Annotated in this window: 21 protein-coding genes, 4 tRNA genes and 1 other RNA gene; 10 read left to right on the top strand and 16 right to left on the bottom strand. The window is 72.1% G+C overall.

Annotation, left to right across the window (positions count from 1 at the left end):
- Positions 1 to 78: 78 nt before the first annotated feature.
- From purM to IE258_RS08525, 6 genes are all read right to left on the bottom strand, one after another.
- Positions 79 to 1,146, bottom strand: a complete 1,068-nt coding sequence (gene purM, locus IE258_RS08550; RefSeq protein ID WP_189740959.1) for a phosphoribosylformylglycinamidine cyclo-ligase — start codon at positions 1,144 to 1,146, stop codon at positions 79 to 81.
- Between the two features lie 75 nt (positions 1,147 to 1,221).
- Positions 1,222 to 2,748, bottom strand: coding sequence for an amidophosphoribosyltransferase (gene purF, locus IE258_RS08545; protein WP_159330505.1), 1,527 nt, complete (start codon positions 2,746 to 2,748; stop codon positions 1,222 to 1,224).
- A gap of 62 nt (positions 2,749 to 2,810) precedes the next feature.
- Positions 2,811 to 3,599 (bottom strand): META domain-containing protein, encoded by a 789-nt coding sequence (locus tag IE258_RS08540; protein WP_229891987.1) that lies wholly within the window; start codon positions 3,597 to 3,599, stop codon positions 2,811 to 2,813.
- Positions 3,600 to 3,740: 141 nt separating this feature from the next.
- The gene (locus IE258_RS08535) at positions 3,741 to 4,538 is read right to left on the bottom strand and encodes a maleylpyruvate isomerase family mycothiol-dependent enzyme (protein ID WP_189740951.1); all 798 of its coding nucleotides are present in this window, start codon (positions 4,536 to 4,538) and stop codon (positions 3,741 to 3,743) included.
- A 9-nt stretch (positions 4,539 to 4,547) separates the two neighbouring features.
- Positions 4,548 to 5,393: a M23 family metallopeptidase gene (locus IE258_RS08530; RefSeq protein WP_189740948.1), complete on the bottom strand. Its 846-nt coding sequence runs from the start codon at positions 5,391 to 5,393 to the stop codon at positions 4,548 to 4,550.
- 100 nt (positions 5,394 to 5,493) lie between these two features.
- Positions 5,494 to 5,976: an ArsR/SmtB family transcription factor gene (locus IE258_RS08525; RefSeq protein WP_189741201.1), complete on the bottom strand. Its 483-nt coding sequence runs from the start codon at positions 5,974 to 5,976 to the stop codon at positions 5,494 to 5,496.
- A gap of 148 nt (positions 5,977 to 6,124) precedes the next feature.
- Between IE258_RS08525 and IE258_RS08520 the strand changes: the two genes are divergently transcribed.
- On the top strand, positions 6,125 to 6,709 hold the full coding sequence (locus IE258_RS08520) for a Uma2 family endonuclease (protein WP_189740945.1): 585 nt from the start codon (positions 6,125 to 6,127) through the stop codon (positions 6,707 to 6,709).
- Between the two features lie 63 nt (positions 6,710 to 6,772).
- On the opposite strand, the gene purL is transcribed toward IE258_RS08520, so the two are convergent.
- Genes purL through purS form a run of 3 tightly spaced genes read right to left on the bottom strand, consistent with a single transcriptional unit; the run spans position 6,773 to position 9,977 of the window.
- On the bottom strand, positions 6,773 to 9,031 hold the full coding sequence (gene purL, locus IE258_RS08515; protein WP_189740942.1) for a phosphoribosylformylglycinamidine synthase subunit PurL: 2,259 nt from the start codon (positions 9,029 to 9,031) through the stop codon (positions 6,773 to 6,775).
- Positions 9,028 to 9,708: a phosphoribosylformylglycinamidine synthase subunit PurQ gene (purQ, locus tag IE258_RS08510; RefSeq protein ID WP_189740939.1), complete on the bottom strand. Its 681-nt coding sequence runs from the start codon at positions 9,706 to 9,708 to the stop codon at positions 9,028 to 9,030. The genes purL and purQ overlap by 4 nt, the downstream gene beginning before the upstream one ends.
- Complete coding sequence (purS, locus tag IE258_RS08505; RefSeq protein ID WP_003974895.1) at positions 9,705 to 9,977, bottom strand: phosphoribosylformylglycinamidine synthase subunit PurS; 273 nt, start codon at positions 9,975 to 9,977, stop codon at positions 9,705 to 9,707. The genes purQ and purS overlap by 4 nt, the downstream gene beginning before the upstream one ends.
- Before the next feature lie 350 nt (positions 9,978 to 10,327).
- Here purS and IE258_RS08500 point away from each other — a divergent pair, with 350 nt between their 5' ends.
- The 8 genes from IE258_RS08500 (at position 10,328) to IE258_RS08465 (ending at position 15,082) form a co-directional block, all read left to right on the top strand.
- Positions 10,328 to 10,645 (top strand): histone-like nucleoid-structuring protein Lsr2, encoded by a 318-nt coding sequence (locus IE258_RS08500; RefSeq protein WP_159330493.1) that lies wholly within the window; start codon positions 10,328 to 10,330, stop codon positions 10,643 to 10,645.
- A gap of 195 nt (positions 10,646 to 10,840) precedes the next feature.
- A tRNA-Gly gene (locus IE258_RS08495) sits at positions 10,841 to 10,912 on the top strand.
- Positions 10,913 to 10,992: 80 nt separating this feature from the next.
- Positions 10,993 to 11,065 (top strand) — tRNA-Gly (locus tag IE258_RS08490).
- A gap of 144 nt (positions 11,066 to 11,209) precedes the next feature.
- A complete protein-coding gene (locus tag IE258_RS08485) occupies positions 11,210 to 12,214 on the top strand; it encodes an ABC transporter ATP-binding protein (protein WP_189740936.1) in 1,005 nt (334 codons plus the stop codon).
- Positions 12,211 to 13,026, top strand: coding sequence for an ABC transporter permease (locus tag IE258_RS08480; protein WP_189740932.1), 816 nt, complete (start codon positions 12,211 to 12,213; stop codon positions 13,024 to 13,026). Before IE258_RS08485 ends, IE258_RS08480 begins: the two co-directional genes overlap by 4 nt.
- A gap of 48 nt (positions 13,027 to 13,074) precedes the next feature.
- Positions 13,075 to 14,358, top strand: coding sequence for a sensor histidine kinase (locus IE258_RS08475; RefSeq protein ID WP_189740929.1), 1,284 nt, complete (start codon positions 13,075 to 13,077; stop codon positions 14,356 to 14,358).
- Positions 14,355 to 14,969, top strand: coding sequence for a response regulator transcription factor (locus IE258_RS08470; RefSeq protein WP_189740925.1), 615 nt, complete (start codon positions 14,355 to 14,357; stop codon positions 14,967 to 14,969). Before IE258_RS08475 ends, IE258_RS08470 begins: the two co-directional genes overlap by 4 nt.
- Before the next feature lie 37 nt (positions 14,970 to 15,006).
- Positions 15,007 to 15,082 (top strand) — tRNA-Gly (locus tag IE258_RS08465).
- A 71-nt stretch (positions 15,083 to 15,153) separates the two neighbouring features.
- Here the strand turns inward: IE258_RS08465 and IE258_RS08460 are convergent.
- The 6 genes from IE258_RS08460 to ffs all read right to left on the bottom strand — a co-directional run bounded on the left by IE258_RS08460 (position 15,154) and on the right by ffs (position 24,126).
- Complete coding sequence (locus tag IE258_RS08460) at positions 15,154 to 16,053, bottom strand: phosphoribosylaminoimidazolesuccinocarboxamide synthase (RefSeq protein WP_189740922.1); 900 nt, start codon at positions 16,051 to 16,053, stop codon at positions 15,154 to 15,156.
- Positions 16,054 to 16,160: 107 nt separating this feature from the next.
- A complete protein-coding gene (locus IE258_RS08455; RefSeq protein WP_189740919.1) occupies positions 16,161 to 17,636 on the bottom strand; it encodes a N,N-dimethylformamidase beta subunit family domain-containing protein in 1,476 nt (491 codons plus the stop codon).
- A gap of 201 nt (positions 17,637 to 17,837) precedes the next feature.
- A complete protein-coding gene (locus tag IE258_RS08450) occupies positions 17,838 to 19,910 on the bottom strand; it encodes a hypothetical protein (RefSeq protein ID WP_189740916.1) in 2,073 nt (690 codons plus the stop codon).
- Positions 19,911 to 20,243: 333 nt separating this feature from the next.
- Positions 20,244 to 21,494: a phosphoribosylamine--glycine ligase gene (gene purD / locus IE258_RS08445; protein ID WP_189740913.1), complete on the bottom strand. Its 1,251-nt coding sequence runs from the start codon at positions 21,492 to 21,494 to the stop codon at positions 20,244 to 20,246.
- A 96-nt stretch (positions 21,495 to 21,590) separates the two neighbouring features.
- Complete coding sequence (locus tag IE258_RS08440) at positions 21,591 to 23,984, bottom strand: DNA polymerase III subunit gamma and tau (protein ID WP_189740908.1); 2,394 nt, start codon at positions 23,982 to 23,984, stop codon at positions 21,591 to 21,593.
- 45 nt (positions 23,985 to 24,029) lie between these two features.
- Positions 24,030 to 24,126, bottom strand: an RNA gene (ffs, locus tag IE258_RS08435) — signal recognition particle sRNA small type.
- A 73-nt stretch (positions 24,127 to 24,199) separates the two neighbouring features.
- Between ffs and IE258_RS08430 the strand changes: the two genes are divergently transcribed.
- Positions 24,200 to 24,287: transfer RNA gene (locus tag IE258_RS08430), tRNA-Ser, on the top strand.
- 62 nt (positions 24,288 to 24,349) lie between these two features.
- Here the strand turns inward: IE258_RS08430 and IE258_RS08425 are convergent.
- On the bottom strand, positions 24,350 to 25,630 hold the full coding sequence (locus IE258_RS08425; RefSeq protein ID WP_189740905.1) for a tyrosine-type recombinase/integrase: 1,281 nt from the start codon (positions 25,628 to 25,630) through the stop codon (positions 24,350 to 24,352).
- Positions 25,631 to 25,652 lie beyond the last annotated feature (22 nt).

Genomic DNA, 25,652 nt, shown 5'->3' with positions numbered 1-25,652 from the left:
CCCGGTCGGTGACCTCTGTCACCGACCGGGTTCTGTGCTACCCAAGTCACCCGCGTCACCTGCGGCATCCGCGGCAGCTCAGACGGCGTAGTCGCCCACGAGCGCCGCGCCCGTCCCGTGCTCGCCGCGGTCGGTGATCTCGCCGGCCACCCAGGCGTCCACGCCGCGGTCGGCGAGGGTCGTCAGGGCCACGTCCGTCGACTCCTCGGGCACGATCGCGATCATGCCCACGCCCATGTTCAGGGTCTTCTCCAGCTCCAGGCGCTCCACCCGGCCGGTCCGGCCGACGAGGTCGAAGATCGCGCCCGGGGCCCAGGTGGAGCGGTCGACCACGGCGTGCAGGCCGTCGGGGATCACGCGGGCCAGGTTGGCCGCGAGACCGCCACCGGTGACGTGGCTGAAGGCGTGGACCTCGGCGGTGCGCATGAGGGCCAGGCAGTCCAGGGAGTAGATCTTGGTCGGCTCCAGCAGCTCCTCGCCGAGGGTGCGGCCGAGACCGTCCAGGTGGGCGTCGAGCGCCAGGCCGCCCTCGTTCAGCAGGACGTGGCGGACCAGCGAGTACCCGTTCGAGTGAAGTCCGGAGGATGCCATGGCGATCACCGCGTCACCCGTACGGATGCGCTCCGGGCCGAGCAGCCGGTCGGCCTCCACGACGCCCGTACCGGCGCCGGCGACGTCGAAGTCGTCCGCGCCCAGCAGGCCGGGGTGCTCGGCCGTCTCGCCGCCCACCAGGGCGCATCCAGCCAGCACACAGCCCTCGGCGATGCCCTTGACGATCGCGGCGACACGCTCGGGGTGGACCTTGCCGACGCAGATGTAGTCGGTCATGAACAGTGGCTCGGCGCCGCACACCACGATGTCGTCCATGACCATGGCGACCAGGTCGTGGCCGATGGTGTCGTAGACGCCGAGCTGCCGGGCGATGTCGACCTTGGTGCCGACGCCGTCGGTGGCGGAGGCGAGCAGCGGGCGCTCGTAGTTCTTGAGGGCGGAGGCGTCGAAGAGGCCGGCGAAGCCGCCGAGGCCGCCGAGGACCTCGGGGCGCCGCGTCTTCTTGACCCATTCCTTCATGAGCTCGACGGCGCGGTCGCCCGCCTCGATGTCGACGCCGGCGGCTGCGTAGCTGGCACCAGTTGTGTCAGGCATGACGATGAGAACCTTCGTGTCGTTCGGCAGGGAGGCCGGGGAAACCGGGAAACCGGGAAGCGGGCAAGCGGACGGCTACGGGCGACGGATGGCGTCGGCGGCGGCCGTACCGGCGGGCCCGGCGGCCAGCTCGGTCTCCAGGAGCTGCTTGCCGAGCAGCTCGGGGTCGGGGAGCTCCATCGGGTACTCGCCGTCGAAGCAGGCACGGCACAGGTTGGGCTTGGCGATGGTGGTCGCCTCGATCATGCCGTCGATGGAGATGTACGCCAGCGAGTCGGCGCCCATCGAGGTGCCGATCTCCTCGACGCTCATGCCGTTGGCGATCAGCTCGGCGCGGGTGGCGAAGTCGATGCCGAAGAAGCAGGGCCACTTCACGGGCGGGGACGAGATCCGGATGTGGATCTCGGCGGCGCCCGCCTCGCGGAGCATGCGGACCAGGGCCCGCTGGGTGTTGCCGCGGACGATGGAGTCGTCGACGACCACCAGCCGCTTGCCCTTGATGACTTCCTTCAGGGGATTCAGCTTCAGGCGGATGCCGAGCTGGCGGATGGTCTGTGAGGGCTGGATGAAGGTCCGGCCCACATAGGCGTTCTTGACCAGTCCGTTACCGAAGGGGATGCCGGAGGCTTCGGCGTACCCGATCGCGGCGGGGGTGCCGGATTCCGGGGTCGCTATGACGAGATCGGCCTCCGCGGGGGCCTCCTTCGCCAGCCTGCGGCCCATCTCGACGCGCGAGAGGTAGACGTTGCGGCCGGCGATGTCGGTGTCCGGGCGGGCCAGGTACACGTATTCGAAGACGCAGCCCTTGGGCTTCGCTTCCGCGAATCGCGACGTTCGCAGGCCGTTCTCGTCGATGGCGACGAACTCGCCGGGCTCTATCTCCCGGACGAAGCTCGCACCGCAGATGTCGAGGGCGGCGGACTCGGAGGCGACCACCCAGCCGCGCTCGAGGCGGCCGAGCACCAGCGGGCGGATGCCCTGCGGGTCGCGGGCCGCGTAGAGGGTGTGCTCGTCCATGAAGACGAGGGAGAAGGCACCGCGCACCTGGGGCAGCACCTGGCCGGCCGCCTCCTCGACGGTCAGCGGCTTGCCGTCCTCGTCGACCTGACCCGCGAGCAGGGCCGTGATCAGGTCCGTGTCGTTGGTCGCCGCGACGCGGGTGGAGCGGCCGTCCTGCTTGGGCAGGTCGGCGACCAGCTCCGCGAGCTGGGCGGTGTTGACCAGGTTGCCGTTGTGCCCGAGCGCGATGGATCCCTGCGCGGTGGCACGGAACGTCGGCTGGGCGTTCTCCCACACGGAGGCACCGGTGGTCGAGTAGCGGGCGTGACCGACCGCGATGTGACCCTGGAGCGAACCGAGCGAGGTCTCGTCGAAGACCTGGGACACCAGGCCCATGTCCTTGAAGACGAGGATCTGGGAGCCGTTGCTGACCGCGATTCCCGCGGATTCCTGGCCCCGATGCTGGAGGGCGTACAGCCCGAAGTAAGTGAGCTTTGCGACCTCTTCGCCCGGAGCCCAGACACCGAAGACGCCGCAAGCGTCCTGGGGGCCCTTCTCGCCGGGAAGCAGATCGTGATTGAGTCGACCGTCACCACGTGGCACGCCATCGAGTGTAGGCGAGATCGACCACTGGTCCGAATTGGGGATGGCGGCTCACTCGTGGATCACTGCTCCGCGACGGCCCGGACCGTGGCGCCGTCTTCGCTGGTCAGCGTGATGGTTTCATGATCGATCCGATACTGGACCTGGCCGTCGAAGAGGCCCAGCAGCCGCTTCTCGGCGTCCATGAGTGAGCCTTCGCACATCATTCGGGTGGTGGACGGGGCGCCGAGGGTGATACGCCCGTCGCTGACGGTGGCCCCGGCGTTGACGCGGTTGCAGGGCAGCCGCCCGGAGACGGTCTTCGCGTCCCGGTCGAAGGTGAGGTGGGCGCGGCCCTTGCCGGCCTTCTGGCCCGGGGCGTCCACGAGCCACTTCGTGCCGTACAGGGACGCGTCCTCGGACCTGCTGAGCCGGACGGTGTCGCCGTCGGCGGTGGTGAGGGTGAGCCGCTCGCCCTCGTTCTCCGTGGTGAGCGAGCCGGTGGTGAGGGCGCGGCCGAGGGACTTCTCGAAGCCGGCGGGGGTCTTGGCGCATGCCTTCTCGGTGAACATGGCGTCGCTGAGCCGGACGCGCCGGTCGTCGCCCGCGCCTTCGACGTCGGCTCGGGCGCTGAAGCTGTTGCAGCCGGTGCTGCCCGCGGCCTCGCCGCCGTCGTCGATCCGTACGTGTGCCTCGTCCGGCGCGCGGTGGGTGGTGCCGTCGACGGTGACGCTGTCGATGCTCCACCGGACGCCGGTGATGGGCTCTCCGGCCGCAGCCGCGGAACCGCTGCCGCCGCCGTCGGCCTTCTCGCTGCCGCAGGCCGCGGCGAGCGGGGCCAGCGCGGCGACGGCCGCCACGGTCAGGGTCACGCTGGACCGCTGCTTCCGACCGCTCTTCCTGATCTTCCCGGTCTTCGTGCTCTTCCCTGTCTTCCTGCTCTGCCTGTACATGCCGATTCGACGGAGCCGGGGAAGATCCGGTTCCCGTCCGCTCCCCCTGCGGCGCCGCCCTCAGCTCAGCAGCGGCAGCAGCGCTCCGAGGTCCGCCCGTTCCCCGCTCGCCCTCACCTTCGCCGCGTGCAGGGCGTCCTTCCAGGTCAGCCGCCCGGTGGCGAGCCGGACCCAGGTCAGCGGTTCGGTCTCGACGACGTTGGGCGGGGTGCCACGGGTGTGCCGGGGACCCTCCACGCACTGCACGACCGCGTACGGCGGGATCCTTACCTCCGTCGAGCCGCCCGGTGCCTTCGCGGCGAGCGCGTCGGCCAGCAGCCGGGTCGCGGCGGCGAGTGCCTGCCGGTCGTACGGGACGTCGAGGCCGGGCACCGCGGCGTTCAGGTCGTCGGTGTGCACGACCAGCTCGACGGTCCGGGTGACGACGTAGTCGGCCAGCGGCAGGGCCCCCGCGCTGGTGGGGAGCAGCCTGCTCCCGGGGTGGGTGTCGAGCCGCTCGGTGAAGCGCCGCTCCGCCTCGGCGAGGTGGGCGTCGAGGTCGGGGTGCTCGGCGGCGAGCCGCCGGGCCGTCCCGGCGATGGCGTCCGCGTCGGCCGCGATGGCGAACGGCCAGTCGAGCAGCCGGCCGTCCTGCCGCAGTGGCTCGGGCTCCCCCAGCAGCCGGTCCACGGCGGTCAGCGCCCTCCCGACGTGCGCGACCAGCTCCCGCACGCTCCACTCCCCGAGCCGGGTGGGCAGGGCGAGCTGCTCGGAGCTCAGGCCGCGGACGGCCGCCCGCACGTTGCCGAACTGGGCGAGAACGGCGGCGCGGGTGCGGGCGGGGTCGTAGGCGCGGGGGCGTTTTCTGGCCGGAGGCATGCGGTGAGCCTATGCGGGCGAGATGGCCGACGAGGGCGTCTCGAAGATCTCGCCGTTGCGCGGGACGCCGATGCCGGTCCAGGTGAAGGGGACGCCCCGCGCACTGTCCGGGTCGGGGCCGTCCATCAGCTGGAAGTGGACGTGCGGCTCGGTGGAGTTGCCGGTGTTGCCGCAGCGGGCGAGCACCTGGCCGGCGCGGACCCGGTCGCCCTCGCGCACGGTGAAGGAGCCCCGCTGCACGTGGGCGTACAGGGCGTGAACGCCGTCGCCGAGGTCGAGGACGAGGTGGTTGCCGACGATGCGGCGGGCGCCGGCCAGCTCGCGTACCGAGCCCTCGACCAGCATCAGGTACAGCAGTGCGGGCAGCGACGTGCGGCTCAGGTGGTCGCGCTGGCCGTCGTCGGCGCGTACGACCGTGCCGTCGGCCACCGCGAGGAGCGGGGCGCCGAACGCCGGGAAGTCGCGGCTGCGCCGGGCGAGCGGCCACAGGGCTCGGAAGCCGGGGCGGGCGCCGGGCTCCGGCTCGGCGACGAGGTCGATGGCGAAGGTCTGCCCGTAGGCGTGGACGCCGTGGCTCGGGGTGCGGTCGGCCGGGCTGTTCAGCGCGGACCAGCGGCCGGTGACGGGCGGGGCGACCTCGACGGGCTCGCGGGACCTGCCGGGCGCGTCCGGGGCTCCGCCGTTCCACCGGTTGACCACGGTGATCAGGGCGTAGGCGAGGACCAGCGGCAGGAAGACGCTCCACCACGGATACCCCGGGTCGAAGAGGACGCCGACGACCACCAGGGCCAGGAAGGCGAGCTGCAGCACCCGGAAGGCGATCATGGCGAGCTTGCGTGCGGACGGTACGGACATCGTTCCCCCTTGCTTGTGCCGGACGTGACGGTCCTGACATGCCTGACTGTCCTGGCGGACCTGACTGTCCTGGCGGACCTGACTGTCTTGGCGCTCCCCTTCAGTTCCGCGCGGTCGACAGCGCCACCAGCAGCGGTACGACCCGCCCCGGCGGCACCTCGTGGCGGCCCCGGCCGGTGGTGTGCAGCCAGCCGGCGCCGGTGAGCTGGCGCAGGTGGTGGTAGATCTGGCCGGTCGTGCCCATCCCGTCCAGCTCCGCCAGCTCGGCGGCGGTGCGTCGCCCCCCGAGCACCTCCCTCAGCAGCCGCAGCCGCACGGGATGCCCCAGCGCGGCGAACACCTCGGCGGACTCGGCCCAGTCGGCGTCCAGCAGCCCTTCGGTCAGCGCGCCGTGCTGCCAGACGTACTGCTCCCCGGCCGGCAGGCGCACCGAGCCGGTGAAGAGGACACCTCCCGCCGCGGCCCCCAGCTCGGCGAGCTGCGCCTTCAGGCCTTCGAGGGCCCAGAGGTCACCCTCCCTGGGACCGGAGGCCGGCCGGTCAGCGGCTTCCAGGGCGGCGAGGCGCCGCTCGATGTCGGCCACGCGTTGTTCCAGTTGCTCCACGAGTACGACATTACGTAGCTACGTAATCCCGCGCAAGCGTCACTCGCACGTGTGTCTGGTCGCGAAAGGCGGCCCGGGAGGACCGCGGCCCTGGAAACACTGGTCCGCGCCTGGAAGGAGGTGCAACATGACGGTTATGGCCGAGCACACGTCTCAGATGTCGGTGGACGAGTTCGAAACGATCGCTTCCGCCGCTCCCGAGACCGTCACGTTGGAGTTCATTGACGGACGGATCGAGGTCAAGCCGGTGACGGACGGGGACCACAACAGCATCGTGTCCTGGCTGGCCAAACGTTGTATGCAGGCGCGGCCGGACCTTGACCTGTACCAGACACAGGGGCTACGGGTCGACGCGTACCGGCAAAGCAGGGCGCGGCCGGACGCCGTGCTCGCTCCCGAGGCCCACTTCGCGGGACACGGCGAATGGGCCGAACCGGACGGAGCCCTCATGGTCGTCGAGGTCACGTCGTACGACTCGGACACGGACCGGCGTGACCGGCACGAGAAGCCTGCCGCGTACGGGCAGGCGGGGATTCCGGTGTACCTGCTGATCGACCGGGACACCTGCACGGTCACGGTCCACAGCCGCCCGAACCGGCGAGTCGGTGGCTATCGCGACATCCGCCTCACGGATTTCGGCGAGACAGCGGTCCTCCCGGCCCCGATCGGCATCGAACTCGACACGGAGATCCTCAAGAACTACGTGCGCTGAGACGACGGGGTCCCGCCCGGAACCCACCGGACGGGACCTCAGACGCTCTGGGAGCTGCGACTACTACGCCAGCAGCCCCGGGATCGTCCCCTCGTGGGCCTCGCGCAGGTCGGTCAGGGGGAGGGTGAACTCGCCCTGGACCTCGACCGCGTCGCCGTCGACCACGCCGATGCGGGTGACCGGCAGGCCGCGGGCGCCGCACATGTCGTTGAAGCGGACCTCCTCCGAGCGCGGGACGGCGACGACCGCACGGCCCGCCGACTCCGAGAAGAGGAAGGTGAAGGCGTCGAGCCCGTCCGGCACGACCAGACGCGCGCCCTTGCCGCCCAGCAGCGCCGACTCGACGACCGCCTGGACCAGACCGCCGTCGGACAGGTCGTGCGCGGAGTCGATCATGCCGTCGCGGGAGGCGGAGATCAGGATCTCGCCCAGCAGGCGCTCGCGCTCCAGGTCGACCTTCGGGGGCAGGCCGCCGAGGTGGTCGTGGATCACCTGGGACCAGGCCGAGCCGCCGAACTCCTCACGCGTGTCGCCCAGCAGGTACAGCAGCTGGCCGTCCTCCTGGAAGGCGACCGGCGTGCGGCGGGCCACGTCGTCGATGACGCCGAGGACCGCGACCACCGGGGTGGGGTGGATGGCCGCCTCGCCGGTCTGGTTGTAGAGCGAGACGTTGCCGCCGGTCACCGGGGTGCCGAGCTGGAGGCAGCCGTCGGCCAGGCCGCGGACGGCCTCCGCGAACTGCCACATGACCGCCGGGTCCTCCGGCGAGCCGAAGTTCAGGCAGTCGGAGACCGCGAGCGGCTTCGCGCCGGTCGTGGCGACGTTGCGGTAGGCCTCCGCCAGCGCCAGCTGCGCGCCCGTGTACGGGTCGAGCTTGGCGTAGCGGCCGTTGCCGTCGGTGGCGATGGCGACGCCGAGGCCGGACTCCTCGTCCACCCGGATCATGCCCGAGTCCTCGGGCTGGGCGAGGACGGTGTTGCCCTGCACGAAGTGGTCGTACTGCTGGGTGATCCACTGCTTGGACGCCTGGTTGGGCGAGCCGACCAGCTTGAGGACCTGGTCCTTCAGCTCGTCGGAGGTGCCCGGCCGGGGCAGCTTGTTCGCGTCGTCGGCCTGGAGGGCGTCCTGCCAGTCCGGGCGGGCGTAGGGGCGTTCGTAGACCGGGCCGTCGTGGGCGACGGTGCGCGGGTCGACGTCGACGATCTTGCCGCCGTGCCAGAAGATCTCCAGCCGGTCGCCGTCGGTGACCTCACCGATGACGGTGGCGATGACGTCCCACTTCTCGCAGATCTCCAGGAAGCGGTCGACCTTCTCCGGCTCCACCACCGCGCACATGCGCTCCTGCGACTCGCTCATGAGGATTTCCTCGGGCGAGAGGGTCGAGTCGCGCAGCGGTACGTCGTCCAGGGTGACGCGCATGCCGCCGGAGCCGTTCGACGCCAGTTCGCTGGTCGCGCAGGACAGGCCCGCCGCTCCCAGGTCCTGGATGCCGACGACCAGCTTCTCCTTGAACGCCTCCAGGGTGCACTCGATGAGGAGCTTCTCCTGGAAGGGGTCGCCGACCTGCACGGCGGGGCGCTTCGACGGCTTGGCGTCGTCGAAGGTCTCGCTCGCCAGGATCGACGCGCCGCCGATGCCGTCGCCGCCGGTGCGGGCGCCGTACAGGATGACCTTGTTGCCCGCGCCGGACGCCTTCGCGAGGTGGATGTCCTCGTGCCGCATGACGCCGATGGCACCGGCGTTGACCAGCGGGTTGCCCTGGTAGCAGGCGTCGAAGACGACCTCGCCGCCGATGTTGGGCAGGCCCAGGCAGTTGCCGTAGCCGCCGATGCCGGCCACGACGCCCGGCAGGACGCGCTTGGTGTCGGGGTGGTCCGCGGCGCCGAAGCGCAGGGGGTCGACCACGGCCACAGGACGGGCGCCCATCGCGATGATGTCGCGGACGATGCCGCCGACGCCGGTGGCCGCGCCCTGGTAGGGCTCCACGTACGACGGGTGGTTGTGCGACTCGACCTTGAAGGTGACCGCGTAGCCCTGGCCGACGTCGACGACACCGGCGTTCTCGCCGATGCCGACGAGCATCGCCTCGGACTCGGGGGCCTTCTCGCCGAACTGGCGCAGGTGCACCTTGCTGCTCTTGTACGAGCAGTGCTCGGACCACATGACGGAGTACATGGCCAGCTCCGCCCCGGTGGGGCGGCGACCGAGGATCTCGACGACCCTCTCGTACTCGTCCTTCTTCAGGCCCAGCTCGGCCCAGGGCAGCTCGACGTCGGGGGTCGCGGTCGCGTGCTCGACCGTGTCCAGAGGCGTCCGGCTCATGCGTTGACCAGCTTCTTGAGGATCGAGGTGAAGAACGGCAGACCGTCGGTACGGCCCGTACCGATCAGCGACTCGACGGCGTGCTCGGGGTGCGGCATGAGGCCGACGACGTTCCCGGCGGCGTTGGTGATGCCGGCGATGTCGTTGAGCGAGCCGTTGGGGTTCATGTCCAGGTAGCGGAAGGCAACCCGCCCCTCGGCCTCCAGCTCGTCCAGCGTGCGCCGGTCGGCGACGTAGCGGCCGTCCATGTTCTTCAGCGGGATGTGGATCTCCTGGCCGGCGGTGTAGTCGCTGGTCCAGGCGGTGTCCGCGTTCTCCACCCGCAGCTTCTGGTCGCGGCAGATGAAGTGCAGGTGGTCGTTGCCCAGCATGCCGCCGGGCAGCAGGTGGGCCTCGGTGAGGATCTGGAAGCCGTTGCAGATGCCCAGCACCGGCAGCCCGGCCTTCGCCTGGTCGATGACGGTGTCCATCACCGGCGAGAAGCGCGCGATGGCGCCGGCGCGCAGATAATCGCCGTACGAGAAACCGCCGCACAGCACCACGGCGTCGACCTGCTTGAGGTCCTTGTCCTTGTGCCAGAGGGCGACGGGTTCGGCGCCGGCGACACGGATCGCGCGCTGCGTGTCCCGGTCGTCGAGAGAGCCGGGGAAAGTGACGACGCCAATACGAGCGGTCACTTCGCCGCCCCCGCGACTACGTCTTCGGACTCGACCTTGACGGTGAAGTCCTCGATCACGGTGTTGGCGAGGAAGGATTCCGCAAGATCATGGATGCGGGCGAGGGCGGCGTCGTCGACCGGCCCGTCCACTTCCAGTTCGAATCGCTTTCCCTGGCGGACGTCCGAGATCCCTTCGAAACCCAGTCGCGGCAGTGCGCGCTGCACCGCCTGGCCCTGGGGGTCGAGGATCTCCGGCTTGAGCATGACGTCGACTACGACGCGTGCCACTGGCACTCCCGGTGTGTGGTGCTGAGCAGGTTCCTTCAGACTACCCGTACAAAATTTCTACGCGCGTAGCCTTGGAGGAAACTACGTGAGCCCAGTCACGATTCGGCATCGGGAGGGGGTGGCCGCGAAAAGCTTCGGGAAAGATCCGGGATCGATCGCAGTCACCTATTGCGCAGGGGACACGCGGGCAGATTTAGTCGGTCTTCCCATTGCAATGCCGGGCACTGTACAAATGAAATGCCATTAGCCGATACTTTGCCCAATTACAGGCGAACAGTCGGCATCACCGCGGCGTCCTGACACGTTCTGGCACGTCATCGCGGAGATGCCGCACGAAGGGACCGATATTCGTGGCGCAGCGTGTCGTGGTCACTCTCTTTGACGACATCGACGGCTCGGAAGCGGCGGAGACGATCGCCTTCGGAGTCGACGGCCGGATGTACGAGATCGACCTGAACGAAGCCAATGCCCGGAAACTGCGCAAGTCGCTGGAGCCGTACGTCTCGGCCGGCCGCAAGCGCTCCCGGTCCGGCAAGGCCTACCGGCAGACGGAGGTCGCCCCCGACCCGGCGGCGGTCCGCGCCTGGGCCCAGGCGAACAAGATGGACGTGCCCGCGCGGGGCCGGATCCCGAAGAAGGTGTACGAGGCGTTCGCCGAAGCGCAGTGAGCCGACCCCGGCCGGGAGGGTCCGGGCCCGGCGAGGAGGGTCTGGCCCCGGCCAGGAGGGTCTGGCCCCGGCGAGGAGGGGCCGACGGCCGCTCAGCCGCCCCTCGCGGCAACCGACTTGCGCGGCACCCCGGGTGATCAGCTAAAGTCTGGAGCACGCCGAGGGGCGAAGCCGAAAGGCCCAGCTCACGGACACGCGGGTGTAGTTCAGTAGTAGAACATCCCCCTTCCAGGGGGAAGGCGCAGTGTGCAATTCCTGTCACCCGCTCTGCATCGTCGTACCGGCCACTCGATTGGATCAGGTAGGCTGGTGCTCGCACCGATCGGTGAAAGCCGGTCGGGGGCAATGCGGACGTAGCTCAGTTGGTAGAGCGCAACCTTGCCAAGGTTGAGGTCGCGAGTTCGAGCCTCGTCGTCCGCTCGGGAATCAGACCCCGGTCCTCCAGGACCGGGGTCTTTTCGTATGCCCCGGCCCGGTGCCCCGCGGACCGGCTCTGACATTTGTCATGCCGGGTGATGACGGGCCGCACTGTCGTCCCGCCCCGCGCGCCGGAATGCTCGAAGCATGCAAACGAACGAGCACGAACACGTGATTGAGGTCACCGACCTTCGGCGTGTGTACGGGGGCGGGTTCGAGGCCGTGCGCGGGGTCGACTTCTCCGTGCGCCGCGGTGAGGTCTTCGCGCTGCTCGGCACCAACGGCGCCGGCAAGACATCGACGGTCGAGCTCCTGGAGGGGCTCGCCGCTCCGGCCGGGGGCCGGGTGCGCGTCCTCGGGCACGACCCGTACACCGAGCGGGCCGCCGTACGTTCCCGCACCGGGGTCATGCTCCAGGAGGGCGGCTTCCCCTCCGAGCTGACGGTCGCCGAGACGGCCCGGATGTGGGCGGGGTGCGTGAGCGGCGCCCGGCCGCCGGCCGAGGTGCTGGCGTTGGTCGGCCTCGAGTCCAAGGCCGACACCCGCGTGAAGCAGCTGTCCGGGGGCCAGCGGCGCCGACTGGACCTGGCACTGGCGCTGCTCGGCGACCCAGAGGTGCTCTTCCTCGACGAGCCCAGCACCGGCCTTGACGCCGAAGGCCGCCGGGACACCTGGGAGTTGGTGGGCGCGCTGCGGGACGCCGGTACGACGGTGCTGCTGACCACGCACTACCTGGAGGAGGCCGAGAACCTCGCCGACCGGCTCGCGATCATGCACGAGGGCCGGATCGCCGCCACCGGCACCCCGGCCGAGGTGACCGCCGCACAGCCGTCCCACATCTCCTTCGAACTGCCCGACGGCTACTTCGTCGGCGACCTGCCGCCGCTCGCCGAACTGGGCGTGAACGACCACGAGACCGACGGCCGCGCGGTGAAGCTGCGCACCCGGGAACTCCAGCGCGCGGCCACCGGCCTGCTGGTGTGGGCCGGACAGGCCGGAGTGGAACTGCGCCGCCTGGACGTGCGCTCGGCGTCCCTGGAGGAGGCGTTCCTCAGCATCGCCAAGGAGGTGTCCGCGAGGACGCCCGGCGGCACGACCGGAACCGGGAAGTCGAAGAAGTCGGGGAAGACGAAGAAGGAGTACGCGGCATGAGCGCCACGGACACACCGGCCCGCACGAAGCGCGCCGCCGGGAGCGCGGCCACGACGCCGGCGGGCCGCATGACCGCCCTCGCCCGCGCCGAGATGATCCTGCTCGGACGGAACAAGGGCACCGTCTTCGCCGCGCTGTTCATCCCGTTCGTGATGCCGTTCAGCGTGCGGGCGGGCGCCGAGGAGATGGACCTCGGCAAGGCCGGGCTGACCATCGGCACCCTCGTGCTGCCCGCCGCGATCGGCTTCTCCCTGCTGTTCGCCGTGTACTCGGCCCTGGTCGGCGTCTTCGTCGTCCGGCGCGAGGAACTCGTCCTCAAGCGGCTGCGCACCGGCGAGCTGCGGGACGTGGAGATCCTCGCCGGGTCCGCGCTGCCCGCCGTCCTCAGCGGGCTGGTGCAGTCCCTGCTGCTCGCGGTGGGCTGCGTGGCGCTGCTCGACCTGTCCGCGCCGTCGGCACCGCATCTGACGGTCCTCGGGCTGCTGCTGGGCCTGCTGATGTGCGCCGCGCTCGCCGCGGTCACCGCGAGCTTCACCAGGACCGGTGAGAGCGCGCAGGTCACGCCGTTGCCGTTCACGTTCGTCTCGATGTTCGGCTCCGGCCTGTTCATCCCGCTGGACCTGCTCCCCGACCGGCTGGCCTCCGTGTGCGAGCTGCTGCCGCTGACGCCCGTCATCACCCTGGTGCGCGGCGGCTGGACCGGCGACCTGTCGGCGTCCGACGCGCTCGGCGCGCTGGCGACGGCGGTGGCCTGGACCGTGCTCGCGGTGTTTGCTGTACGGCGGCGGTTCCGCTGGGAGCCGCGGCACTGACGTACAGGACGTGCGAGGACGTACGAGGTGAGTGGGAGCGGCGGACGGATGCGCAGGCCGGGCGGATGGTGGCGGGTCAAGAGCACGCCGGAGAAGGTGGAGACGTACACGCGGTGGTCGTTCCACTTCTTCGGGATCATCGAGATCCTCGCGCTGGGGGTGACCGCCTACGGGCGGACCGGTGTCGGGCTCGCCACCGCGCTGTGCCTGCTGGTCACCGCGCACGCCGCCGTCTGCATGCTGGTCTCGGCCCGGGCGCTGGACTGGACGCGCGGGCGGCGGCCGCAGCCGGTGCGGCAGATGTGGGCGCTCGTCGTCGTCTCCGCCGTCGTCTCGACCACCGCGGTCGTGATCGCGGAGCGCGGACCGTCCGGTGAGGTGGAGACCGCGGCGGGCTCGGTCTACGGCGGGGTCCTGTGCTACGCCGCCGGGGTCATCACGCTCGGGGTGCGGGGGTGGCGGCGCAGGGTCGCCGTCGTCGGGGCCTTCGCGGTGGGCGCCGGGCTCCTGACGTTCCCGCTGGAGATGCCCCTGCTCGCGTCGGTCGTGCTGGCCGGCCTGGTGATGGTGACCGGCGGGTTCCTCGCCGTCACCTCGATCTTCTCCCTCTGGCTGCTCAACGCGGTCTACGCGCTCGACGACGCCAAGGAGACCCGGGTCAGGCTGGCCGTCGCCGAGGAGCGGCTGCGGTTCGGCCGGGACCTGCACGACGTGATGGGCCGGAACCTTGCGGTGATCGCGCTCAAGAGCGAGCTGGCCGTCCAGCTGTCACGGCGGGGCAGGCCCGAGGCGGTGGAGCAGATGATCGAGGTGCAGCGCATCGCCCAGGAGTCGCAACGAGAGGTCCGGGACGTCGTGCGCGGCTACCGGGAGGCCGCCCTGGAGGTCGAACTGGCCGGCGCCCGGGGTGTGCTCTCGGCGGCGGGCATCGTCTCGGAGGTCACCGGTGAGACGGCCGGTCTGCCCGCCGAGGTGCAGTCGGCGCTCGGCTGGGTGGTGCGAGAGGCGACCACGAACGTGCTGCGGCACGGGGACGCGAAGAAGGTCGCGGTGACGGTGCGGATGTCGGAGGGGCGTGTAGTGCTGACGGTGGAGAACGACGGCGTGGCGGAGACGACGGAGGATGGCCTCCCGGGCGGCCCCGGCGGTCCAGGCCGCTCGGCCGGTACGGGCGGTACGGGCGGCTCGGGACTCTCGGGGCTGCGCGAGCGGCTCTCCGCGGTGGACGGGACCCTGGAGGCGGGGCCCGTCGGCAGGGGTGTCTTCCGGCTGACGGCCGAGGTGCCGCTGCCGGCCGCCGCTGCCGGGGCCGCGCTGGGGGTCGCGTCGTGACGACGACCGTCCGCGTCCTGCTCGCCGACGACGAGCACCTCATCCGCGGGGCCCTGGCGGCCCTGCTGTCCCTGGAGGACGACCTGGTCGTCGTCGCCGAGGCGGCCACCGGCCCCGAGGCCCTGGCGATGGCCCGGGCACACGCACCGGACGTCGCCGTACTGGACCTCCAGATGCCCGGCGCCGACGGTGTGAAGGTCGCCACATCGCTGCGGGTCGAGCTGCCCGCCTGCAAGGTGCTGATCGTGACCAGCCACGGGCGCCCCGGCCATCTGAAGCGGGCGCTGGCGGCGGGAGTGCGCGGGTTCGTCCCCAAGACGGTCAGCGCCCAGCGGCTCGCCGAGCTGATCCGCACGGTGCACGCCGGAAACCGGTACGTCGACCCCGAGTTGGCCGCCGACGCGATCTCCGCCGGGGACTCGCCGCTGACCGCGCGCGAGGCCGAGGTGCTGGAGCACGCCGCCGACGGGGCGCCCGTCTCGGAGATCGCCGAGCGGGCCGCGCTCGCCGAGGGGACCGTACGGAACTACCTGTCGTCGGCCGCGAGCAAGCTCGGTGCGGAGAACCGGCACGCGGCGGTGCGGCTCGCGAGGGAGCGCGGTTGGGTATAGTGGCTGTCGCGCCACGGAGAAATCCACGGCCCGCAGTGCGAACGTAGCTCAGTTGGTAGAGCGCAACCTTGCCAAGGTTGAGGTCGCGAGTTCGAACCTCGTCGTTCGCTCCAGATGAGAAGCCCCCGGTTTTCGGCCGGGGGCTTCTTCGTGTGCGGCCTGCCGCCGCTGTGTCCGTCCGCCGCTACGACCAGCTCTGGCCGGTCAGCAGCTCGTACGCCTCCACGTACTTGGCGCGGGTGGCGTCCACGACCTGCTGCGGCAGCGGCGGCGGGGGCTGCTCGCTCTTGCGGTCCCAGCCGGACTCGGCCGAGGTCAGCCAGTCCCGCACGAACTGCTTGTCGTACGACGGCTGCGCGCGGCCCGGCTGCCACCGGTCGGCCGGCCAGAAGCGGGAGGAGTCCGGGGTGAGGACCTCGTCGGCGAGGACCAGGTCGTCCCCGTCGAAGCCGAACTCGAACTTGGTGTCCGCGAGGACGATGCCGCGCTCGCGGGCGATGTCCCGGGCACGGGAGTAGACGGCGAGGGTCGCCTGGCGCAGGGCGGCCGCGGTGTCGGCGCCGACCTGGCGGGCGACCTCCTCGTAGGAGACGTTCTCGTCGTGCTCGCCGACCTCGGCCTTGGTGGCGGGGGTGAAGATCGGGGCGGGCAGCTCCGAGCCGTCGACGAGGCCCTCGGGCAGGGCGAGGCCGCAGACGGTGCGGGTCTGGTCGTACTCCGCCAGGCCGGAGCCGGTGAGGTAGCCGCGGGCCACGCACTCCACGGGGACCATCCGCAGCGACTTGCAGACCAGGGCGCGGCCCTCCCAGTCGGCGGGGGCGCCGGGGGGCAGCTCGGTGCTCAGCACGTGGTTCGGGGCCAGGTCGGCGAGCTGGTCGAACCACCACAGGGAGAGCTGGGTGAGGACCCGGCCCTTGTCGGGGATCTCGGTCGGCAGCACCCAGTCGTAGGCGGAGATGCGGTCGCTGGCGACCATCACGAGGTCGCCCGCCTCGTTCCGGTACAGCTCGCGCACCTTGCCGGTGTGCAGGTGCACCAGACCCGGAACCTGGATCGGTTCGGGCTTTTCAACGAATCCGGACACGGTTCCTCCCCGTGGTTCTGAACAATACGTCGATTGTCCCGTACGTCGGGGGGAGGGCGACGAGCGGGGCAGGGGCGGGGGCGGGGGCGCGGCACGGGGGGCGCGGCTCAGTCCCGTTTGCAGATGCGGTCCAGGAGGTTGGCCGTGGCGCGCTGGACGCGCGGGTCGACGTGGCCGGGGCGGTCCAGGGCCGGGGACCAGGCGAACGTGCCGGACGCGAAGACCCAGGCGCCCGACGGGGCCCGGTACAGCGAGGTCTCCTGGTGCCGCCGGACGCCGTCCACGTCCGGGTACGGGGAGTGGGCGAGCAGGACCCGCTCGTCGTGCTCGGGGAGCGCGGTGCGCGGGAAGTAGCGGTCGGCCTCGCCCGCCACCAGGTCCTCGATCTCGTCGCCCTCGTGCGCTCCGGTGGCGTCCCAGAGCCAGTGACCGGCGTTGCGGACGATCATCGGGTGCGGTTCGGGGACGCGGCCGGCGTACTGGATGCCGAGCAGCTGCTGCTCGGGCCGGTCGATCTCCCGCCACAGCGCGGGGCGGCCGGGCCCCTTGCGTTTGCGGCAGGTCAGCAGCCGGTCGGGGGCACCGGACGGGGAGGGGGCCAGCTCGACCTGCCAGTACATGGTGTTGGCGGAGAGGAAGACCAGGGACGTGCCCCGGTCGCGGGCGAGTTCCGCGGAGCGGCGCATGGGAGCGGACCAGTACTCGTCGTGGCCGGGGAAGACCAGCCCCCGGTAGCGGGCCGGGTCGACGCGGCCGGAGTGCAGGTCGCGGGCGTCGGCGTAGGCGAGGTCGTAGCCGTAGCGCTCGGCGAAGCGGATGAAGTCGTAGGCGTGGCCGACGTGGAGGGGCAGCCCGGCGCCCGCGTACGGGCGGTCGAAGGAGACGGTCGTCGCGGCGTCCGCCTCACCGAGGAGCCGGCCCTCCTCGTCCCAGGCGTGGTACAGGCTGGCGCCGGTGCGGCCGTCCTCCGGATAGAGGTTGTACGCCTGCCAGGTGACGTCCGGCAGGAGGAGGAGCAGGTCGGCGGGGTGGTCGTCGCGGACCGTGAAGGGGACGTGGGAGCGGTAGCCGTCGGCGGTGGTGAGGACGGCGACGTACGCGCCGATGGTCCAGTACGACGGGATCTGCAGCCGCCACGACAGCCACCAGTGGTGGCAGGAGACCGTGCGGTCGGCGGTGAGCGGCGGGGGCTGGACGATGCCGGACAGGCGGGGACTGGTGGTGATCTTGGCGGCGCCGTCACCGCCGTAGTGCCCGATCCGGTAGACGTCGACGCTGAACTCCTGCGGCGGGTCGACGGTGACGTGGAAGTCGATGGCCTCGCCCGGGGCGGCGGCGCCCGTCGCGGTGAAGCCCTTGATCTGGCGGCGGACGTCGTCCGCGGCGCGGGGGCCGCCACCGGAGCCGGTGCGGGCGCCCGTGGGTGTGCTGTCCTGGTCCGCGTACCAGGCGACCACCTGGCCGGTGTCGCCGAAGTACGTCTCGCCGCCACGCAGCCAGGGGACCGGTCCCTGTCCGAAGGGGTCCGTCACGGCGTGCGCGAGTGCTCCCGACTCCCAACGGCGGATCTGCTCGGGCCCCATGGGACAGTCCCCTCCCTCGTGCCCCCGTGGTCGTGCGTATGACGAACGCCTTTGCCATGTGCGCGATCGGTCCCAGCACATCACATTTCGCACGCGGGCTGTCACTGTTCGTTGCGAAGTGGCCGAAAGTGGAATGAGGCAGTCCGATTCGCCGGGTGGAGGCGGCGGACAGAGGTTCTGCGGACAGAGGTTCTCCGGGTGTCAGACCAGGCGCACCGGCTTCTCCGGCCGTATGCCCAGCTCGGTCATCCAGGCGCGCAGCGGGCCCGGGTCGCCGGTCTCGACGAGGCTGAGAACACTGGGCGCCAGGTCAGCGGTGCGGGCGCCGTCGAACAGGAGCGACGGCCCGTCGAGCCAGTCGAGCGCGGGGGCCGCGCCGGCGGTGTCCATCGCCGCGCAGCACACCATCGCCGTGATGTGCGCGGTGAGGATCTCGCGCCCGGTGCGCGGCGGCTGCAACGGCAGCAGGGGGAGCGCCCGGTCGTCCCAGAGGGCGGCGTCGGGACCGGCGGCCGGTCCCGGGGCGGAGGAGGGTGCGCGGGCTCCGGCGGGCCGCGCCTCGGCCTCCTCGCGGGCCAGCTGAGCCGTGAGCCCGGCGGCCAGGGCGGCCCCACGGGCCGTGGTGTCGGCGAGGTCGTCCTCGTCGTCCTCGGCGCGGATGGTGGGCACGGGGGTGGCGTGGTCGCCGTACGGCGGATGCGGGGCCCCGGGGTCGCCATACGGCGGATGCGGGGCGTCGGGGTCGCCGACCGGCGGGAGTGAGGCGCCGGGATCGCCGTACGACGGACGCGAGGCGTCGGAGTCGCCGAACGGACGACGCGACGCGTCGGGGTCCTCGTAAGCGGGTTGCGGGGCGTCGGTGGGGGCGTCGAGGTCGGCCGGCGGGGTGGCCGGGCCGTTTTCGGTCTCGGTGGCGGCGCGGGCGTCGGACCCGGCGGCGCGGGCGTCGGACCCGCCGGTGAGGGGGGTGGTGCTCGCGGCGTCCGGGGTGGTGAGGTGGTCCAGGACGCGGGCCAGGGTCGGGCCGTCCGTGCCCGGCGCGGCGCCCTCGGCGGCGCGGCGGACGCCCAGGGTGTCCAGCACCCGATGCAGGCGGGCCGCCTCCGTGCGCCAGGTCCGGTCGACGACCTCCTCGGGATACTCCTCCCAGCCCACCGGCGACCAGTGCGCACCGGTCTCGGCCGGACCGCCGTGGAAGAGGCGCGCGGCGAGGAGCGAGACCGCCTCGTCCATCACCCCGGGCTCCTCCAGCAGGTCACAGGCGGGACGCTCCCCCAGGCGGGAGGCGAAGCCCTCGGCCAGGCGGTCCCGGCGGGACAGCTCCGTGAGGGCCGCGACGACACCCACGTCCAGCCGCGAGGGCCAGCGGCCCATCCGCCAGGCGGGCAGCGCCACCCGGGTGAGCAGCCGGTCCCAGCCCGCGTACGCGAGCCCGACCTGCTCCTGCGCGACGATCCGCAGACCGTAGTCCACAGCCTGTGCACGCTCGGCGGCCGCGGCGGCGACCCCGCGCTCCATCTCGGCCGCGTGCCCCCGGCAGCTGCGCAGCAGAAGCCGGGACGCCCAGCCGAGGCCCGCGCACGCCACCCGGGACAGGGGGTCGCGCCGGCCCGCCGAGGCCACCGCGACGGCGGCGTCCAGGCCCCGTATGAAGCGCCTGGCCGCGGCTATGTCGGGGTGCGCCGAGGGTCCCGTACCTGCGACGACCGGGGCGAGGACGGCGCGCAGCTCGCCCACCCGCATCCACCACAGGAACGGTGAGCCGATGACCAGGACGGGCGCGGTGGCGCTCCGGCGGTGGGCGGGCCCGCCCGGACCCGCCAGGTCGTCGTGGTGCTTCTCCGCGGGCGGCGGGCCGTGGGCCGGGTGGGTGCGGTCCTCCAGCCAGCTGTCGCAGTCCGGGGTGAGCGCTATCGCGGAGGGGGCGGGGACGTCGAGCCGGTCGGCCAGGTCACGCACCATCCGGTAGAGGTCGGGCGCGGACTCCTCGGCGACCGTGACCGTGGGGGTCACGGCGGGCCGGGAGCGGACCACGACCAGGGCGACCCCGGCGGCGGCCAGCAGCACGCACAGCGCGAGGACGGAGACGACCCAGCGCAGGACGTCCCAGCCGCCGCCCGCCAGGTGCCCGGTGGAGCCGCCGACGAGGAGGATCACGGCGGCGGCAGCGGGCAGCAGGGCCACGGCCAGTGCGCGGCTGCGGACCCGCAGCACCGCCAGTGCCCGGGACCGCGCGGCCTGCGCGCCCATTTCCACACCACCGATACCGGTCACGGCCGGACCTCACCCCCTCATCGCTGTCCTGTCTGTCCTGGACGGACCTGCTGCTCTGCTGCTCTTCGGATCGTGCTCACTCCACCCACTGTGGCACCCGGCACCGACATCGCAATGCCGGTGGGCCAAGTGCCGGAATGCTTGCGCGGCACCATAGTTGGGGCCCTCCGCCCAGTCAGCCGTATGGCCCATCGGTCACTCGATGGAATGGCTTTGGGGAAAGGTGGGGACGGACAGCAAAGGTCAGGCCCCGACTCCTGAGACGGAGCCGGGGCCTGTCCGGTTCGGTTCGGTTCGGTCAGGTGACCGGAGAGCCGCGAGGAAGCTGCGGGGTTACGCGCCCGCCGCCTTCGCCGCGATGTCGGTGCGGTACTGCGAGCCGTCGAGGCCGATGCGGGCGACGGCCCGGTAGGCACGGTCGCGGGCCTCGGTGAGGTCGGTGCCGGTGGCCGTGACGGACAGGACGCGGCCCCCGGCACTGACGACGGCGTCGCCCTCGGCGCGGGTGCCGGCGTGCAGCACGTAGGCGTGCGGGGCGTCCTCGGCGGCCACCGCGTCCAGGCCGGTGATCGGGTCCCCGGTGCGCGGGGTGCCGGGGTAGTTGTGCGAGGCGACGACCACGGTGACGGCCGCCTCGTCGCTCCAGCGCAGGGGCTCGAGGTCGGCGAGATTGCCGGTGGCGGCGGCCATCAGCAGACCGGCGAGCGGGGTCTGCAGACGGGCCAGCACGACCTGGGTCTCGGGGTCGCCGAAACGGGCGTTGAACTCGATCACGCGCACCCCGCGCGAGGTGATCGCGAGGCCGGCGTACAGGAGCCCGGAGAACGGGGTGCCGCGCCTGCGCATCTCGTCGACGGTCGGCTGGAGCACGCTCTGCACGACCTCGTCGACCAGCTTCGGGTCGGCCCAGGGCAGCGGCGAGTACGCGCCCATGCCGCCGGTGTTCGGACCCTCGTCGCCGTCGAGGGCGCGCTTGAAGTCCTGGGCGGGCTGGAGCGGGCGGACGTTCTCGCCGTCGGTGACGGCGAAGAGGGAGACCTCGGGGCCGTCCAGGAACTCCTCGACGACCACGCGGTCGCAGGCGTTCGCGTGCGCGCGGGCCGCCTCGACGTCGTCGGTGACGACGACGCCCTTGCCCGCGGCCAGCCCGTCGTCCTTGACGACGTAGGGCGCGCCGAAGGCGGCGAGGGCGGCGTCGACCTCCGCGGGGTTCGTGCAGACGTAGGAGCGGGCCGTGGGCACGCCGGCGCCGGCCATCACGTCCTTGGCGAATGCCTTGGAGCCCTCCAGCCGGGCGGCCTCCGCCGACGGGCCGAAGACCGGGATGCCCGCCTCGCGCACGGCGTCGGCGACCCCGGCGACCAGCGGCGCCTCGGGTCCTACGACGACCAGCTCGGCGCCGAGCCCGGTGGCCAGCGCGGTGACGGCCGCGCCGTCGAGGGCGTCGACCTGGTGCAGTTCGGCGACCTCGGCGATACCGGCGTTGCCGGGTGCGCAGTGCAGCGCGGTGACGTCGGGGTCGAGGGACAGGGAACGGCACAGGGCGTGTTCGCGGGCGCCGCCGCCGATGACAAGGACCTTCACGGGGTGAAGCCTAATGGGAACGGGCCGATGCGGTTTGTGCGGGCTTCCGAACGGGCCGGGCGCGGAGACTTGTGCCTTCCTCCAGGTCCGGCGGGCCTACTCGTTCGCGATCTCCTCGACCACCGTGGCGCCCAACTCGCGAACCAGCAGCTCCTTGCCGGACAGGGCCGACTCGTCGAGGTCCGGGTCGTCGTCCTCGGGGGTGTCGTCCTCGGGGGAGACCGGGGGCGGCTCGGGCGCCGAGGGCCGGGGGGCGGGGGCGGGCGCCGGGGCCGGTGCGGGGGCCTGGGGCGGCGCGGCGGGCGTGGCCGCGGGCGACGACGGCCGCTGAGCGGGCGCGCCCCCGCCGAAGCCCCCTCCACCACCGCCACCGAAGCCACCGCCACCGGATCCGCCGAAGCCGCCGGAGGGACCGCCGGCGGGCGGGGCCGCGGAGCCGCCGCCGGAGGGGTCGACGACCGCGTCGATCTTCCACTGCACGTTGAACTGCTCGGCCAGGGCCTGCCGCAGTACGTCCTCGCTGCCGCTGCTCACGAAGTTGTCCCGGGCGCCGGCGTTGACGAAGCCGAGTTGCAGGGAGGTGCCGTCGAAGCCGGTGACCTGGGCGTTCTGGCTGAGCAGGATCCAGGTGAACCGGCGGCGGTTCTTGACGGCTTCCAGGATGTTGGGCCAGAGCGAGCGGGGGTCGACCCCGGCGGCACCTGGCGGCGGGGAGGCGGGCGCGGACGCCGGAGCGGGAGCGACCGGCGCGGGAGCCGAAGTCGGGGCCGAAGTCGCGGCGGGCGCTGCACTGGGACCGGAGCCGGGACTGGAGCCGGGACCGGAGGAGGCCGGTGTCCGGGACTGTCCACCGCCCGCCGGGGCCGCCGTGGGCCATCCGCCGGGGCGGCGCCCGCCGCCCGCGGGAGCCGCGGTCGGCCAGGCACCGGGCGCGGGCGCCGAGCCGGGGGCGGCACCGGGTGGCGGCGTGGCAGGTGAAGGCGCGGCAGGTGGGGGTGGTGCGGCGGGCGCGGGAGCGGCGGAAGAAGGCGCGGGCTGCGGGTGCCCACCGTCGGCGGGAGACCCACCCGCGTCGGATGCGTAACCGGAACCGGCACCGCCACCATCACCGGACCCGGCAGCCGCAGCCGCGTCGCCGTACGGGCCGCCGCCCTGCGCACCCGCCGGGGCACCGGCGCCTGCGGGCGCGCCCCGTACCGCCGCACGGGCCGCGGCGGGCCCGCCGCCCGGCGGAACCGGGGCCGTGGCGGGCGCCGCCCCCGCCGCACCGGCGTGCGCCTCGGGCCCGGGCACGTACCCCATGGCGGGCGCGCCCGCACCGGCCGAGAACTGCACCCCGCGCTCGATCCGGTCCAGCCGGGCCATCACCGACCGCTCGTCGCCGTACGCGGCGGGCAGCATCACGCGCGCGCAGATCAGCTCCAGCTGGAGGCGCGGCGAGTGGGCGCCGCGCATCTCGGTCAGTCCCTCGTTGACGATGTCGGCGGCGCGGCTCAGCTCGGCGGCGCCGAAGGACTGCGCCTGGGCCTGCATCCGCTCGACGACGTCGGCAGGGGCGTCGATGAGCCCCTTCTCCGCGGCGTCGGGCACGGCGGCGAGGATCACCAGGTCGCGGAGGCGCTCCAGCAGGTCGGTGACGAACCGCCGCGGGTCGTTGCCCCCCTCGATCACGCGGTCCACGACCCCGAAGGCGGCGGAGCCGTCCCCGGAGACGAAGGACTCGACGACGGAGTCGAGCAGCGAGCCGTCCGTGTAACCGAGCAGGGCGGTGGTCATGTCGTACGTCACACCGTCGGCGCCGGCGCCCGCGAGCAGCTGGTCCATGACGGACATGGAGTCACGCACGGACCCCGCGCCGGCCCGCACCACGAGCGGGAGCACGCCCTCCTCGACCGCGATCCCCTCGCGGCCGCACACGTCGGCGAGGTAGTCGCGCAGGGTGCCGGGCGGCACGAGCCGGAAGGGGTAGTGGTGGGTCCGCGACCGGATGGTCCCGATGACCTTCTCGGGCTCGGTGGTCGCGAAGATGAACTTCAGGTGCTCCGGTGGCTCCTCGACGACCTTCAGCAGGGCGTTGAAGCCCTGCGGGGAGACCATGTGGGCCTCGTCGATGATGTAGATCTTGTACCGGCTGGAGGCGGGCCCGAAGAACGCCTTCTCGCGCAGGTCACGGGCGTCGTCCACGCCACCGTGCGAGGCGGCGTCGATCTCGATGACGTCGATCGACCCCGGCCCGTTCCGGGCGAGGTCGCGGCAGGACTGGCACTCGCCGCACGGGGTCGGCGTGGGGCCCTGCTCGCAGTTCAGACAGCGCGCCAGGATCCGGGCGCTGGTCGTCTTGCCGCAGCCGCGCGGACCGCTGAACAGGTACGCGTGATTGACCCGGTTGTTCCGCAGCGCCTGCTGCAGCGGGTCGGTGACATGCCCCTGCCCGATGACCTCGGCGAAGGACTCCGGGCGGTAACGGCGGTAGAGCGCGAGAGACGACACGCATACGAGGTTATAGGCGCCCACCGACAACCGGACCGCCCGCAAACGAGACGCCCCCCACGCACCCGCCAGAGCCGACCTACCCTTGCTGCCTTCCGGCCCTGGGGGAGTTCAGTCAGATAGCGCCGCGTGAGGGGCTGGGCCACACGTTACCCGATGTGGGGGCCTCAGAACGAGTTCGCAAGCACTCCCCGGCGTCATGTAATGTTCTCGGCGGAGGATTCGCCTAGAGGCCTAGGGCGCACGCTTGGAAAGCGTGTTGGGGGCAACCCCTCACGAGTTCGAATCTCGTATCCTCCGCCAGTGCCTCACCGGGCACGATGTCGAAGGGCCCCCTGGAAACAGGGGGCCCTTCGACGTTGTCCTTACGCCTCGTTGTCCTGGTCTTTGTCCACAGCGAGGTTTTCGGGGGCTCCCCAGATGGCGCGCTCGATCTTCCGGGCCGCCTCCTTGAGCATGGGATCGGTCACGTGCAGGTACCGCGCCCGCATCCGGGCGGCGCCGCCCGGCTCCCAACCCATGATCTGGTCGATGACCCGGTCCGGGACCCCGAGCAGCATCAGCACGGTGCCGGCGGTGTGCCGGGCGTCGTGCAGCCGCCCGTCCCGGACGCCAGCGTCTTCCAGCAGCCGCTTCCAGTCGTGGTAGTCCGTGTTCGGGCTGAGCGGCCCGCCCAATGGCTTGGTGAACACGTACTCGGACTCGGTCCACAGGTTCCCGGCCGCCGCGCGCTCCCGGGCCTGTGCCTCCCGGTGGAGTCGGAGCATCACGACCAACGGGCCCGGGAGCGGTACGGCGCGGCGCCCGGCGCGTGATTTCGTGTTCTTCGTCTCGCGCCGCACCTGCACCCGGTCCGGGCAGTAACCAGCCTTCCGCCCGCAGGGTGAAGCCTCGCCGCACCCGTGCTGGTACTTCGGCCGCAACCGGTTCCGGCGAAGCTTCAGGTACTCGTTGTCCAGGTCCACGTCGGACCACCGCAGGCCGAGCGTCTCCCCCTGCCGCAACCCGAGTGCCAGTGCCAGCATCCAGCGGGCACTGTTCCGGCGCTTGTTCACTTCGAGCAGGAGACTCTGCACCTCGTCGACCGAGTAGGGCTCCACCTCGTTCTCGTCTTCTTCCATCCGGGGAGGCTTCGCCAGCGCGGCAGCGTTCTTCGCCGCGTGGCCCCGTCGCACGGCTTCACCCAGCGCCGTACGGGCGGTCCGGTGAGCCTGGTGCGCGGTGCCCGCCTTGCTGCCGGCGCTCTGCATCCGGCGGTACAGGCTCTCCAGGTGTTCGGGCTCCAGGCGGTCGATGCGGTGCCGACCGATGCCGGGCACGAGGTGCACCCGCACCGCCACCTCGTATCCGTCGTACGTGTTCTCGCTCACGACAGGTTTAGCAATGTTCTCGACCCAGTGCTCAAGCCACTTCGCGACCGTCCACGGCTTGCCGGGCTGCCGCGCGGCCCCCTCGGCACGCTGCTTCTCTAGGCGCCGGACCTCGTCCACCAGCTCCTTGCGCGTGGGGCGCGTCAGGTGCCGGCGGTAGGGCGATCCGTCGTCCTTGTAGCCCATGGGCACACGAGCGTGCCAACGGCCATCCTTGCCCAGGTAGATGGCCGATTCGCCGTTGGCTCGGCGAGTGCGCTTCTTCTCCTCTGTCATTGGCAGTTCCTCCGGTCGGTGC

Source organism: Streptomyces tendae (genome assembly GCF_014650435.1).
Classification (GTDB): domain Bacteria; phylum Actinomycetota; class Actinomycetes; order Streptomycetales; family Streptomycetaceae; genus Streptomyces; species Streptomyces tendae.
Note: the sequence above shows the minus strand (reverse complement) of the source record. Positions and strands in the feature narration are given on the sequence as shown.